The organism is Mesonia phycicola (assembly GCF_900141885.1).
Classification (GTDB): Bacteria; Bacteroidota; Bacteroidia; order Flavobacteriales; family Flavobacteriaceae; genus Mesonia; species Mesonia phycicola.
This window is the reverse complement of record NZ_FQYY01000009.1, coordinates 88,660-103,656: the sequence shown is the minus strand read 5'-3', so window position 1 is coordinate 103,656 and position 14,997 is coordinate 88,660. Positions and strand designations below refer to the sequence as shown.

The following is a 14,997-nucleotide window of genomic DNA, read 5'->3' as shown; positions in this document are numbered from 1 at the left end:
GATTTATAATTACTTTATTTTAATATTAAAAAGACTTAAAAGCGTATGTTTTTCTTCATTGCTCAGTAACAAATTATAAATTATTAAAACATAAGAAATTCCGTAAATTATAGTAAACATTAGTAAGTCTACCCAACTATTTAGGTAGCACAAATCCATTATAAAATAAAAAAAAGAGCCTAAAAATAATGTTACAATAATAAAGGGTAAAAAACTTTCTCTAAAAAATCTCCATATTAAAAAATCAAAAACTTTTTTGTAATAAAGATTCATTAAGATAGAATCAATTACCATTGCTATTAATATGGACATATAAATAGCTTTTAACCCATAGACAGGAGCTAAAAAATACGCTATAATTAATGCTAAACTTGCTGTTACAAAATTTAAAAGAGATTTATATCTATTTTTGTTTTTTGCTTCTAAAATAGACCTTCCATATACTTGAATAATAGGTATAGTTCTTACTAGCATAAATAATATTGCTATATACCAAGCAGGAAGATAGAAATCTCCTACCCATAATTTTATAAATAACTGCCCAAAAAGAAAAAAACCACTTAAAATAAGTAAAAGTATCATTAAAATATAACGAGCTATTTTCACCATATCATTTGTAATTTCCACGGAATTTTTTTTTTGTTCTATCATATTTACAGCTCTTGGCAAAATCATACTATTAATTGCAAAGGCAAAGGCATTATAATACCCCCCCAACATTATCCCTATTGCAAAAACCGCAACAGAAGAAGCTCCTAATTGCCTACCTGCTATAGCTTGCCCACCTTGCCATTGAAACTTTAACACTAAACTTGCTAAAAAAATCCAAAAAGAATAATATAGTATTTCATGCCACAATTTAAAATCTATTTTACTAAACTTCACCTTTACTTTTATTCTTTGTAAACAAAAAAACAATAAACTAGCAGTCATTAATAAATTAAAAAAAGTATCTATTAATACAATTGCAACCGCTTTAAAACCTATATATAAAAAGAAAAAAACGAAAGCTGCCCTCAAAATTGTTTTTAGAAGCATTGTAATTTTTGGAAAAACAAACTTATTATAAGCATGACAGTATGCGGTTAATATAGAAGATGGCAGCACAAGAATTACATTAAAAATAACTAAAGGCACTAATTTACTACCTAACTCAATTTCCTTTACTGTCAAATTTTTACTAAAAAAATTTTCGAAATTTAAACAAATTAAAACCCCTATAATTGAAATAATAATTAGTAAACCTAAGAAATTTAAAGAAATTAGTCCTAAAAAATTAGCTTCACTTTCCTTTTCTGATTTTAATCTATATTTCGTTACATACTTAGCTACTGCGTTATTTAAACCAAAATCTAAAACGGATAAGTATGCTATTATAGAACCAACAAGAACATACACGCCATACTCAGAAGTACCTAATCTTCTTATTATATAAGGTGTTAACAACAACCCTGAAATATTAGTTACAAAAATAGACAAGTAACTAATTAAAGCTCCGGTTTTGAATTGATTCATATAATTAAAATAATTTTATTAAATATATACTTGATTAAATAAAAACTCAAAATTAAAATAATAATTTTAGCATTAGTCTTATTTGTAAATAAACATAATTTAAACCCATTTTTTTCTGTAAAACGATTTTTGTCATATCTTTACACAAAATTTCAGGCGAAGCCCTAGAGGATTAATAAAGAAAAATTATGAAGAAAATTACATTTCTATTATTTTCTGCACTTATTGGATTAACCATGCAGGCACAAGAAGAAGAAAAAGAAACAGGTTACAACAAATGGTCTATTGATGTAGGTGGTGGTCTTAATGAGTCTAGTAGACCTTATGCTGAAGGATACTACTCTCCTACTTTTGGAGCTTGGAATGCAGACCTTGGAGTTAGATATATGTTTAACGATAAATTTGGACTTAAAGCCAATGCTGGAATTAATGATATTTCTGAAGGAGAAGGGGTTCCTGAATTTTCTACACAATTTTACAGAGCTTCTATAGAAGGGGTTTTAAATTTAGGTTCTATTTTAAACTTTAGAGAATGGACTAACAGAATTAACTTACTTGCTCACGGTGGTGGTGGAATGGCGATGATTAAATTTGATGACGCTACATTTGACGACGACTATATGACTATTGTTACTGCTGGTATTACTCCACAAGTAAGATTAAGTAATAGAATTGCTCTATATGCAGATCTTAGTATTGTAGGAAATATTAACCAAAACTATACTTGGGATGGCCAAGAAGAAACTGAAAATTTAGGTTTTGATGGGCTTTTAACTAATGCTTCTATTGGTATTAATGTTTATTTAGGAAAACACAAAACTCACGCTGATTGGGTAGACAAGAGTGAAAATACGGAGTTAAAGAAAGAATTAGACTCCATACAAGATAGAGTTGCCAAACTAGAAGAAGATCTGAGAGATGAAGATCAAGATGGTGTACCTAATTATTTAGATAGAGAACCTAATACAATGAATGGTGTTGCTGTAGACTCTAAAGGTTTCGCGGTTGATAAAAATGAAAATGGTATTCCAGATGAAATTGAGTCTTCTTTAGACCAAAGATATACTTCTAAGCAAGAATTTGCAGAAAGCAAAGAAAACTTTGATATCAAAAAGTTACTTAACGATGGCTACGTAAATGTTTACTTCCCATTAAACAGTGACAAACCACACACATATTCTTTAGAAGCAATTAATTATGTTATTACTTACATGCGAGAAAATCCTTCTGTAAAAGCTGAATTAATTGGTTATGCAGATGAATTAGGAAATGCAGCTTACAATGAAGAATTATCTAATAGAAGAGCAGAACGAGTATACAACATCGTTATTGCTTCTGGTATTGACGCATCAAGATTGAAACACGTTGGTAACGGAGTAGACAGCTCTGTAGATAAAACTTCTGCAGAAGCAAGACAATTAGTTAGAAGAGTTACTTTTAAAATTAAGTAATTATATCAACAACATATTATAATAAAAAAGAGAGCTATAGGCTCTCTTTTTTATTTGTTCTATATTTCAATTAAAGAACATTTACCTACTATATACCCCACAAAGAACAGCAGCAAAAAGTCTAAAATAGACCATACAACAACTGCTTTGTTATCGAAAATTTATATTACTAAGGAAGCCTAAAAGTGTTTAGCAATAGTATCATTAGATATAAAATTTATTATATTGTAATGGAATAGAGTTCTTACTTTTTGTTATTAATTACGTATAAAAAAACCTGAAATATAAATTCAGGTTAATTATAACAAAACAAACTAATATTAGTTTATAAAAAAATTGCTATTTAAACTTAAAGATAGATTTCTTCTTTTGAGTTTCTGTATAAGCGTAACCATAACCATAACCAAAATTAGTATGCCCAGAAACACCATTTAAGGTTATAGATATATTTTTTAGTTTATTTTTAGCATCGATAACTCGAATATGATTCATTAATTTTTTCTCTGTTAAACCTTGCTTAACTACGTAAACCGTAACATCTGCTTCGTTTGCAATTAAAAAAGTATCTGTAACATAAATTGTAGGAGCGGTATCTACCACAATGTAATCGTATTTAGTTTTTAGATATTCTACCATATCTTTAAAGTCCTTACCCATCAGTAATTCTGCTGGATTTGGAGGAACACTTCCTGAAAAAATAATATCTAGATTACTAAACTCTGTTTGAAATTTTTTTATAAAACTTTCTAAAGATTTACTTGGGTTATATAAATAATCTGAAATTCCAGTTATATCTTCTTTCTCCATACCAAAATAAGTATGTAATTGCGGGTTTCTTAAATCGCAACCTAATAGCAGAACTTTTTTACCCGAAGAAGCAATAATTCTAGATAAATTAATTGCTGTAAAAGTTTTCCCTTCTCCTTTTATAGAAGAAGTAACAAAAACAACATTAGAATCACTTTTTAACGTTTTTCCATTAGCCTTATCTATAATTTGCGATAAATTGGTTCTTAATATTCTAAAAGACTCTGCCAAAATACTGTGATCTTGCTGATGTACTAATTTATCATGAGATGAGGGTAACTGAGGAATTTCACCTAAAATATCTATTGCTGGCAATCTACTTTCAATCTCTTCTCTTCGGTATATTTTAGTATTTAAAAGAAACTTCACATACAGAAAAGCAACAGGAATTATTAAGCCTACAAAAAAAGACCCAAACAAAATTAAATTTCTACTAGGCTTAATTGGAGAATTAGAGGTAAAAGCATAATCAACAACTTTCAAAGTAGGAGAAGTAATTGCAAAAGACAATGCTGCTTCTTCTCTTTTCTGAAGCAAGAACAAATAAAGCCTCTCTTTAATTTCTTGCTGTCTTAATATGTTTCGTAAGTCTTTCTCTTTTTGTGGCAAAGTACCTATTTCACCAGTATATTTCCCTTCACGAGATTGAAATTTTTGAAAAGATATTTTCAAACTTGTTAAATGATTGTCTATATTTTTTAACAAATTACCCTTTAGTTGATTTAGTTTTTCATTTAATTGTAAGACCATCGGGTTTTCTTCTGTAGAAGATATTAAAAGCCTCTCTCTATCTAAAATCAAATCATTATAGACACTTGTTAATTGATTTATAGAAGCATTTTCTATACCTAAGTTTGCGGGTAATAATGCAAATTCATCTTGATTTTGCATTAAGTTTTCAAACTCTTCTGCAACAGCAATTTGCGTAGACATCTCAAACCTTTTCTCCTCTGAAACAGATTCTTTAGAAAAAAGCTGTTCTACACTTGACTCTACATCTACCACATCATTAGCCTCTTTAAAACCTACCAAGCCAGATTCTACTGTATCTAACTCACTTTCTAAAAATTGCAAACGATCTATGATAAACTCCATAGTTCGCTTAGATACTAACCTCTTATCTTCGATACCATCTTCATTAAACACTTTTACTAAAGTGTTTAAAATCACCTCATTTCTCTCTTTATTAGGCCCTTGCATACTTGAAGAAAGTATACTACTACTTTTACCCAAAGGGTTAATACTAATCTTGTTAGATAATTCACTAATTTTATTTTCAACAGATGTATTGTAAATAGTATAGACTTGCTTATCATAAGAAGCTAAAGATTCTGTGAAGCCTAGGTTTCTATAAACTACAATAGGATTAGTAAAATTTGAAATTGTATCTCCAAATTTATAGCTATAGCTTTCTCCTTGTTCTAACAATGAAATTTTGAAACTTTGCTCATCTAAAAAAGTAATCTCAAAATTTTGATTTAACGTTAGACTATCATCTACTGGTTTAAGTTTAAAAGGAAGTCCTTTGTTAAAAAGTAACTGTTCTCTAAATCTTAATTGCTTATAATAAGTAGTAGTTAAATCTAATGTACTAATAACTTTATTAATTAAACGTCTAGATTTTAATACTTCAATCTCGTTCTCTAAATTAAGTTTACTATAATTAAATAAAGTTGTAGATTTACTTAAACCCGATAAATCAATTCCGCCCTCATCATCCTTTAAAATTTTAATTTTTGCAGAAGTATTATAAATTGGAGTAGAGTACCTTAAATAGATATATGCACCTGTAAGAAAAGCAAGTACAGATAAGATAAAATATGGCCAATACCTTAAATATTGTAAAATAATATTTTTAATATCTTCACTTTCCTGCAAGGATTTGTCTGAAGCAACATTATTCTCACTCATAAAAATTATTTATCTAAAAATTAAAACAGCACTCGTCAACAAAATAGATATAACGGAGAGTAAGCTTCCTAAATTACCTATAAATCCTGCAGATTTAATTTTTGTTGGGTTAGGCTCCACATAAACCATATCATTTTGTCTTAAATAAAAGTATTCAGAATTCATCCAACTAGTTGTAGTTAAATCTATTCGTTTAGAGGTCAGTTGACCATCAACTTCTCTTAAAACTAAAATTTTTCTACTCCCTTGAATAGTTAAATCTCCAGCCATACCTAAAGCCTGAGTTAAGCTAATTAATTCTTCATCTATAGTATAAGTCCCAGGTATATTTACCTCTCCTAATACTGTAAATTTAAAATTAACTATTCTAACTTTCACTTCCACATCTTTTACATAAACAGATAACTTATCTTTAATTAACTGCTGTACAGCTATAGTTGTTAATCCTTTCACTTCTATATCTCCTAAACCTGGGTAATTAATTGTTCCATTAGTTCTTACTAAATAGCCCTGTAATTTTAATGAAGATCCCTGTATATTATTAGTTTGTGAAATTTGAGTTTTATCAAATCTATATGGCAGTAAGCTTTCTGGCTCTAAAGCTGTTAGATCTATTTTTAAAATATCATTTACCTGAATTTTTGGATGCTGATAAATAGAATCTAAACTAACCTCGCTATCTCCTTGAAAATAAACAATCTCTTTACGGGTTGCACAACTAGCTATAGTAAGAAGTAAAAATAAAAACAAAAGCTTTTTCATAAGCACAAATATAATTAAGTTTCTATCTAATAAAAATATATTAGTCTTTTGAAAAAAGTAACAAAATAATAAAATTGAATTACTGATATAAAGTATTATTTTTGTAAATTATATACCCTACTTAAAAAACATCATTTTCAGTGTCAAATATTGAACTCGTGAAAGAAAAACTGCAGCTAAAAATTTTAGAAATTGGCAAGAAACTTGTAAAAAATTATGTCCCTAGATGGGTGATTTTTTCTATAGATTTATTTCTATGTTTGATTGCTGCCAACTCTGCTTATTTCTTTGTTTCTACTTTGCAACCTGGTGGAATGTCATTTTTCAATTTTAAAATTGAATTGTTAGCTCTTTTACTAATACAGAGTCTCTATTTCTTTGTTTTTAAATCTTATTTTGGCATAGTAAGGTACTCAAGTTTTAAAGATGCCATAAAACAACTGCAAGTAATAGCTTGTTGCGTGTTTACTTTGCTAGTTATTAATCATATTGATTATTATTTATTTGAACATAAAATCATTGTAGATGCAGGGGTATTTATATATGGATTTATAGCTTACTCTTTATTATTCTTTTTTAGAATTGGTGTAAAAAGAGTTTATGAACTTATTAACATATCTAGAAAACCTCTTGACAAAGCTTATATATTGGGAACATCTGTCTCTGACGTTGCAATGGCAGAAGGGCTTATTTCTCAAAATTCTGGCTTTTTTAATGTTGTTGGCTTTATTAATGTAGATGAAAAGAAAACAAATAATAGAATTTTTAACTTACCTATTTTTGATATAAATCAGCTAAAAAGATTCAATAATTATGCTAAATCAATTATTGTTAGCGATAGTAAATTAAAAGAGTTACAACATAGCTCTAACACTATTATTACTGAATTATTAGAGTTGAAAATTAAAATCTATAAACTCCCACAATTACAAGACTGGAATCATACCGATTTTAAAGATTTGAAAGATTTGAAAGAAATTAATATTGAAGACTTGCTGCAAAGAAACCCTATAAAATTAAACAACAAGAAACTTTTTAATAAATACCAAAACAAAACCATTCTAGTTACAGGTGCAGCAGGATCAATTGGAAGTGAAATTGTTAGACAGTTAATCAACTTCAATCCAAAGTTAATATTATTGGTAGATCAGGCAGAAACCCCGTTACACGATTTAAAACTTGAATTAAAAAAGAATCACCCAACACTTAAGTTTGAAAGCGTTATAGCTAATGTTAGAGATAAAAGTAGAATTGAACAAATATTTGATAGATTCTCCCCGCAAATTGTATTTCACGGTGCTGCCTATAAACACGTACCAATGATGGAAGCAAATCCATTAGAGTCTTTAAGTGTAAATTTTAAAGGGACTAAAAACCTTGCCGATTTGTCTATAAAACATAATATTGAACGCTTCGTATTTGTTTCTACAGACAAAGCCGTTAACCCCACAAATATCATGGGAGCAACCAAAAGAGCGGCCGAACTTTATATACAATCGTTAGCTAACAAATTAGATAACAACGTTTTATTTATTACCACTAGATTTGGTAATGTTTTAGGTTCTAATGGCTCTGTAATTCCACATTTTACTAAACAAATTAAAGAAAACGGACCTGTAACTGTAACTCACCCAGACATTACTAGATTTTTTATGACTATAGATGAAGCTTGTCAATTAGTTTTAGAAGCTGGAGCTATGGGGAAAGGTGGAGAAATTTACGTATTTGATATGGGATCTCCAATAAAAATTATTGACCTAGCACATCATATGATTAGATTAACAGGTCTTATACCTAATGAAGACATAAAGATAGAATTTACAGGATTAAGGCCAGGAGAAAAATTATACGAAGAATTATTGGCAGATAAAGAAACTACACTACCTACGCATCATGAAAAAATTATGATTGCTAAGGCTACTCATAATTTTGATACTTCTAAAACTACGTTACTTTTAGAATTGGCTAGTAATATTAAAGCCAATAACATAAATTTATCTTTAAATTGTTTAAAAGATTTAGTGCCTGAATATTCTAACCCTAGTCTGGAATCTAATCCTGTATGCATCATAAAGAAAGCTCAATAAAACTATAAAATACTCTAAAGAGACCAGCCAAAGCTGCTCGTTAAAACTTGTTGTTTCATATGCACTATAACTAAAAATAACCGTAAAAGACCACATCAGCATAAAACGATACTTGGTAAATATAGATATTGCTAATGGTGTAATTAAATACCAAGGATGCACGGTGGTAGACAATAAAAAATACAGTGCAAAAGCAAATAACATACTTGTATATAGCTTTTTTTCTGAGGTATTATTGCAAAACAATGCTAAACCTATTATAAACATAATAATTACCAAAGGAAGAATTTTACCTACGGTACCTATAATATTCCAACCTACGGTTTGAAAACCTACCCATCTAATTAAATAATATACACTAGCGTTAAATTCAAACTTACTAAACCAAAGCACTATAGAACTTGCAAAATTATTTATAAATTCTACCGAAGCAAACGGAGAAAAACTAATAATTACTGTGAGTAAAACAAGAAAATAAAAAAATAATAATTTATAAAAACTTAGTTTTTCTTGTTTTCTAAAGTACTGTAAAAATAGAGGTAATAACATAAGTGGCAGCAACTTTACAGATATAGATAAACCTAATAAAATTGCTGAAAGACACCATTTTTTTTGTAATAGCAAGTACAGAGAAATAACTAAAAACATCACCATTACCCCTTCAAAATGTAGATTACCTGTAAGCTCTATAATTACCAATGGATTTAAAAAATACCAAAAAGCTCTTTGGTTATCTATATTTAATTTCAGAAGTAACTTCCGAAGAAATATAAAAGAAACAACATCTGCTATAATTAAAATTAAACGCATTACCACAACACTTCCTAAAATACTATTAGGACTTATAAATGCCGTAAATACATATATAAATTGAGCTACAGGAGGGTAATTGGTATAATGACTAGCATTAAGACTTTGCATACCTTCTACCAACTCTAAAGATTGATTTACTATACCAAAATTACCAGCATCTATCCATTGTTGTGGTGTAGACATATAAGGATTTAAACCTTGTACAAACAACCTACCATCCCAAATAAAACGGTAAAAATCTTGAGATAGATTAGGGATAGCAACTAGAAAAACTAACCTAAACAATACTCCTAAAGCAAGTAAATATTTCCAATTAAATTTATATAACTGAAGGGTTTTGTAACTTAAAAAAAATAAAGCAGCGTATAACGTAATTAACTTTACAAAATCACTTCTTAATAAATTATAAGCAAAGACGTAATACAACACCAACATAGTAACCAACATAAATATAGTTACCTTATGATGTGATATTATTTTTTTAAACAACTTATTTTCTTTTTTTCAGAAAGTGAAAATTAGACAAAAACGACTCCCAAACCACAAAACCAAAGCCAAAAAACAACATTAAATGAAAAATAATTAAACCAAAATCATCTACCTGAAAAGCACTATAAATAGCAAAAGCAAAGTAAAAAAGCATGCCTAATTCTACAATCTGCGTAAAGCTATAAGTGCTTTTTAAATATTGATTATTTTTCCAACTATCGTTTAAATGAATCACATTGAATTTTGGGGTTCTTACAAAAGATGATTTTTTACCTAAATGACCTTCTAGAATAGCTAAAGTATTGTGTACAGAAAGCCCTAGAGCAATAGAGTAAAAAGAGAAAAACAAAACCAAAAACTTTATAAAACTCATTTTTTCTTTGCCGTGAATTTGCAAAAAAGTAATTAAATAAGCCACAAAGAAGATAAGTGTACTTACTCCCAATGCTGCTAATACATAAAAATAAACACCATATTCTGGGTAAGCTTCTTTAATATATAAAACTGGCACACTCAATACCGCTATTATCAAAACCATTAGAAACATAGAGCTATTAAGCAAATGAAAAAAACCATGAAACTTAGTACTCCAAGATATATTTTTACTCTGAAATAAGAGCTTAAAATTTTTCTGAAAGTTTTCTGCAGCACCTTTATTCCATCTAAATTGTTGTGAACGCGCAGCACTCATAACCATAGGCAACTCTGCAGGTGTTTCTACGTGTTGTAAATACTTAAAATTCCATCCTTTTAACTGTGCACGGTAACTTAAATCTAAATCTTCTGTTAGCGTATCTCCTTGCCAGTTACCTGCGTCTATAATACAATCTTTTCTCCAAACCCCTGCAGTACCATTAAAATTGATAAAATGCTTACCAAAATTTCTCCCTACTTGCTCTAAAACAAAATGAAAATCTAGAGCAAAGGCTTGAACTTTAGTAATAATAGAATAATCTCTGTTTAAATGCCCCCAACGGGTTTGCACCACTCCTATTTTTTTATCTTTAAAATAAGGTATGGTTTGTAATAACCATTCTTTTTGTGGTAAAAAATCTGCATCAAATATAGCTATAAACTCCCCTTTTGCTATTTTTAAACCTTCTTTAAGAGCTCCTGCTTTAAAACCTTTTCGGTTAGTTCTTAAAATATGCTGAATATCTATTCCTTCTGTTTTATAGTTTTCAACCAATTGATGAGTTTGCAAAACAGAATCATCGGTAGAATCGTCTAAAACTTGTATTTCTAACTTGTTTTTTGGGTAATCTAACTGTACAATATTTTTTAATAAACGCTCTACCACATACTTCTCATTATACAAAGGAAGCTGGATGGTAACTACAGGTATTTCTTCTGAATTTTTAAAATTGAATTTTTCTGAAGTATCTTTTACTTTTTTAGACTTAAAGTAATTAAATACCAATTGTAATTGTGCAATAGAATACAGAAAAACGAAAAATAATGCGAATGTATAAAGAGCTAAAACCGTAAGAGCCATATTTATTTAAAACTATATTTAAAAATCCAACTCAAAATTTTTACTCCCGCCATAACTGCCCCTTTTACCGTACCAGAAACTTTAGAAACTCCTATTCTATTTCTATATTTTACAGGTACTTCTGTATACAATAGCTTTTGTTTTATGGCTTTTAATTGCATTTCTACCGTCCAACCGTAGGTTTTATCTTCCATTTTCAAAGCTAATAACTTATCATACTTAATAGCTCTAAACGGACCTAAATCTGTAAATTTAGCACCAAAAAATAATTTCATTAAAAATGTAGCTAACCAATTTCCGAATATTTGCGGAAACGTCATAGAGCCTTCTTCTCGAAGTGCTTTTACCCTAGCCCCAATTACAAAATCTTTCTTGTTTTCTAAAATAGGCTGTACAATATCTAGAAGTTGCTCTGGGTAATCACTATAATCTCCATCTAAAAAAACAATTATATCTGGTTTTTGAGCTTGAGCAGCAACATAGCTCATCCCCTTTAAACAGGCATAACCATAACCTTTTCTATTTTCTTTAAGTACCGTAGCCCCAGCTTTTTTTGCATTAATTTCTGTAGCATCTGTAGAGTTATTGCTTACAACAATTACTTCATTTACCACATTGGGTATATCTTTAATAACTAAAGAAATAGAATCTTCTTCGTTATAAGCGGGGATAATAACTTTAATATTCAATCTAATTATTCTAAGGGGTAAAAATTTTTGAGGTAATTATGTCGAAAATTAAAACAGTACTTACAAAAACTTTATAATTCTACTACTTATTATTTACGTAGTTCATTAAATCTACATCGTTACCTAATAATACATCTTTCGGGTTAATTCTTCCTTTAGGGGTATCATTTTCTAATTTTAAAACTCCACGTGGGCAAACTTCTGCACAAATACCACAACCTACACAAGAAGAACGCACTATATTCTGTCCTTTTTGCGCATAAGCTCTTACATCTATACCCATTTCACAATAAGTAGAACAATTACCACAAGAAATACATTGTCCGCCGTTGGTAGAAATTCTAAATTTTGAAAACAAACGTTGTTGAAATCCTAAAATTGCCGCCATAGGACAACCAAAACGACACCAAGCACGACTTCCAAAAATTGGATAAAAACCTACTCCAATCACACCGCTAAAAACAGAACCTATTAAAAATCCATAGGTGGTTCTAAGTGTTTCTGCTTGAAAAATAAATAACTGACTACCAAACATATAATGAATACCTACTAAACCTAATATAATTACAAAATAACCTATTGCCCCATATTGGGCATCTTTTTGCAACTCTTCTCTTCTGTAAAGCATTGCCCAACCAAACACTAAGGTTAGCAATAAAGCTACTAGACCTAAAAATACATCTTTACTTAACCAATATTTAGATGCATCATAATCTAGGTAAGAATAAATTACTGCTGTTGTCATTAATGTTACAAATACCACTACGCTATGCACAACCCAACGCTCTACCTTCCAAGCCATTTGGCTTTTATCACTTAATTGACGAAAAGGATCTCCAGCAGTTTCTGCTAATCCGCCACAACCACAAACCCAAGAGCAATACCAACGCTTACCATATTTATAAGTAAGAATTGGTGTAATAATAAAGATAGAAATGATTCCGAAGATTAATAAAACAAACCCTATAGTACCAGAGTTTAAAAAACCATCTATTCTGTATTGTTCAAAATTATAGTAATTAAGAGGCCATACATTTTTTAAATCGTAATAAGGCAATTGTAAGCTATCTCCATTTAAGCGAGCCATAAACTCAGGAATAATAAATGCAAATGCTGTTTGAAAAAACATAACAGAAGAAGTTCTTATTATTTCATATCGACTATGGCGATATTTCCAGATAAATTTAATTCCGAAAATTAATATTGAGATGGTGTAAAGCGTACCATACATAAACCATTGGCTAGCAGGATTACCACTTAACATTTTGCTTAATGGATCAAACAAAGCTACTAAGCCTGTATTTTCACCTTCGCTATTTAAACCTATATACTGCGGATAAAAATAAAGTACCACATAAAAAAGAGTCAGAAAAACACCTAAAACCCAACCTAATATTCCTTTTGAGCTTATAGATTTAAACCAAACTCCATCATTTTTTATTCCTGCTTGTTTATCTCCATACAGAGCCCAAGAAAAACCAATTGTACCTACACTAATCCCCCCTAACGATAAGAAAAGCCATAAACCTTTATTAGGAAAATTAACATTAAAAGTAGCTAGTAAAAGAATAGACAAACCTACTAAACCTATAAATACAAAAAACTTTTGCCACATACTTAGCGCCTGTGGCGGTTGCCCCGCTAAAGACATATTATACTGAACTCTACTCATAACTTACAATTGTGGGGATTGTGCTTCTTGAAAAGCTTGTTGAACTTGTTTACTAAACTTTCTTGAAAATTCTTTGTCGAAATTTGCCTCTGGTAATTGCAAAATAACTTGCTGAATTGTCAAATTATTATTTAACCAAGCATCTGCTACCTCATGACGTAAACGAATACCAAAAGAATTAACACCTCTAAATTTCTGTGTTTTAGAATGGTATTGAAAATGAAGAGCTCTTTCTTTTTTAGGGTCTTGCCAATAAAAATCTGAATATTCTTCATCTGGTTTAGAAAAAACCCAACCATAAGTCTGGTATTCTATATCAAAAAATTTAGCTGAATTAAACCAATTACCCGGGTTGTATTTGGTTGGGTTACCACATATAGTTTGTGCTACTGCCTCTCCCATCATTCTGCCAGTATACCAAACTGCCTCTATCGGCTTTCTATTATTAATAGATTGCCTTTGCTGAGCACAATCTCCTATAGCATATACATCTGGCATATTAGTTTCTAGAAATGGATTAACCAATATTCCCATTTCTGTATCTAACTCAGTGTTTTCTAAAAATGAAATACTAGGCTTTACACCTGTAGTAATTCCCACTAATTGGCAATCTATAATATTACCTTGTTTCGTTTTTATTGCTTTAACACGATTATTATCGTCTGCAATAATTTCGTCTAATTCTGTATGGTATAAAATTTTTACTCCGTGACTTTCTATATGATTGCTAATTAACTTCCCTTCTTCTTTAGGTAAAACGCTTCCCCAAAAAACAGATTCTCTAACTAATATAGTTACCTCTATTTTTCTAGAATGTAACATTTCAGCCATTTCTACACCTATTAATCCGCCTCCAACAATTACTGCATGTTGTGTGTTTTTAGAGTTTTTTTCTAGCAATTCTAGATCTTGTTTGCTAACCAATCCCTGAACGCCTTCAAAATGTTGCCCTTTCCAACCTCTAAGATTAGTGATAGAACCAGTTGCTAAAATAAGCTGGTCGTACATTATAGTTTCTCCTTGAGAAGAAGTAAGCTTTTTGTTTTGAAAATCTATTTCTTCAATAAAAGCGTTTTTAAGAGCTATGTTATTCTTCTCCCAAAACCAATTTTCATAAGGCTGTGTATGCTCAAACTTCATATGCCCCATATAGACATACATTAATGCAGTACGCGAAAAGAAATAATCTGTTTCGGCAGAGATTACAGTAATTTTTTTATTTGAATTTTTTCTGATATGCCTTGCAGCAGTAATCCCTGAAATTCCGTTACCTATTATTACAACATGATTCATAGCGCTTTTCCTT

10 protein-coding genes are annotated in these 14,997 nt (G+C 29.9%); 2 read left to right on the top strand and 8 right to left on the bottom strand.

What is annotated here, in order from left to right; translation table 11 throughout:
* Positions 1-9: 9 nt before the first annotated feature.
* The gene (locus tag BUC03_RS13355) at positions 10-1,515 is read right to left on the bottom strand and encodes an oligosaccharide flippase family protein (RefSeq protein ID WP_073153077.1); all 1,506 of its coding nucleotides are present in this window, start codon (positions 1,513-1,515) and stop codon (positions 10-12) included.
* A gap of 188 nt (positions 1,516-1,703) precedes the next feature.
* Here BUC03_RS13355 and BUC03_RS13350 point away from each other — a divergent pair, with 188 nt between their 5' ends.
* Positions 1,704-2,966, top strand: coding sequence for an OmpA family protein (locus BUC03_RS13350; protein WP_073153075.1), 1,263 nt, complete (start codon positions 1,704-1,706; stop codon positions 2,964-2,966).
* Positions 2,967-3,305: 339 nt separating this feature from the next.
* Here the strand turns inward: BUC03_RS13350 and BUC03_RS13345 are convergent, their stop codons facing one another.
* Together BUC03_RS13345 and BUC03_RS13340 are read right to left on the bottom strand one after the other, a co-directional pair.
* The gene (locus BUC03_RS13345) at positions 3,306-5,684 is read right to left on the bottom strand and encodes a GumC family protein (RefSeq protein ID WP_073153073.1); all 2,379 of its coding nucleotides are present in this window, start codon (positions 5,682-5,684) and stop codon (positions 3,306-3,308) included.
* A 9-nt stretch (positions 5,685-5,693) separates the two neighbouring features.
* Positions 5,694-6,446, bottom strand: coding sequence for a polysaccharide biosynthesis/export family protein (locus BUC03_RS13340; RefSeq protein WP_073153071.1), 753 nt, complete (start codon positions 6,444-6,446; stop codon positions 5,694-5,696).
* Positions 6,447-6,604: 158 nt separating this feature from the next.
* Between BUC03_RS13340 and BUC03_RS13335 the strand changes: the two genes are divergently transcribed.
* Positions 6,605-8,533 carry a polysaccharide biosynthesis protein gene (locus tag BUC03_RS13335; protein WP_234971628.1) on the top strand — a complete coding sequence of 643 codons (1,929 nt, stop codon included), beginning with the start codon at positions 6,605-6,607 and terminating at the stop codon, positions 8,531-8,533.
* Here BUC03_RS13335 and mptB read toward each other — a convergent pair.
* From mptB to BUC03_RS13310, 5 genes are all read right to left on the bottom strand, one after another.
* On the bottom strand, positions 8,465-9,835 hold the full coding sequence (mptB, locus tag BUC03_RS13330; RefSeq protein WP_234971627.1) for a polyprenol phosphomannose-dependent alpha 1,6 mannosyltransferase MptB: 1,371 nt from the start codon (positions 9,833-9,835) through the stop codon (positions 8,465-8,467). The genes BUC03_RS13335 and mptB overlap by 69 nt on opposite strands.
* 1 nt (position 9,836) lies before the next feature.
* Positions 9,837-11,330 carry a cellulose synthase family protein gene (locus BUC03_RS13325; RefSeq protein ID WP_073153064.1) on the bottom strand — a complete coding sequence of 498 codons (1,494 nt, stop codon included), beginning with the start codon at positions 11,328-11,330 and terminating at the stop codon, positions 9,837-9,839.
* Between the two features lie 2 nt (positions 11,331-11,332).
* Positions 11,333-12,019 (bottom strand): glycosyltransferase family 2 protein, encoded by a 687-nt coding sequence (locus BUC03_RS13320; RefSeq protein WP_084112959.1) that lies wholly within the window; start codon positions 12,017-12,019, stop codon positions 11,333-11,335.
* A gap of 82 nt (positions 12,020-12,101) precedes the next feature.
* The gene (locus tag BUC03_RS13315; protein WP_073153058.1) at positions 12,102-13,691 is read right to left on the bottom strand and encodes a 4Fe-4S binding protein; all 1,590 of its coding nucleotides are present in this window, start codon (positions 13,689-13,691) and stop codon (positions 12,102-12,104) included.
* A 3-nt stretch (positions 13,692-13,694) separates the two neighbouring features.
* Complete coding sequence (locus tag BUC03_RS13310) at positions 13,695-14,984, bottom strand: NAD(P)/FAD-dependent oxidoreductase (protein WP_073153055.1); 1,290 nt, start codon at positions 14,982-14,984, stop codon at positions 13,695-13,697.
* Positions 14,985-14,997: the final 13 nt, after the last annotated feature.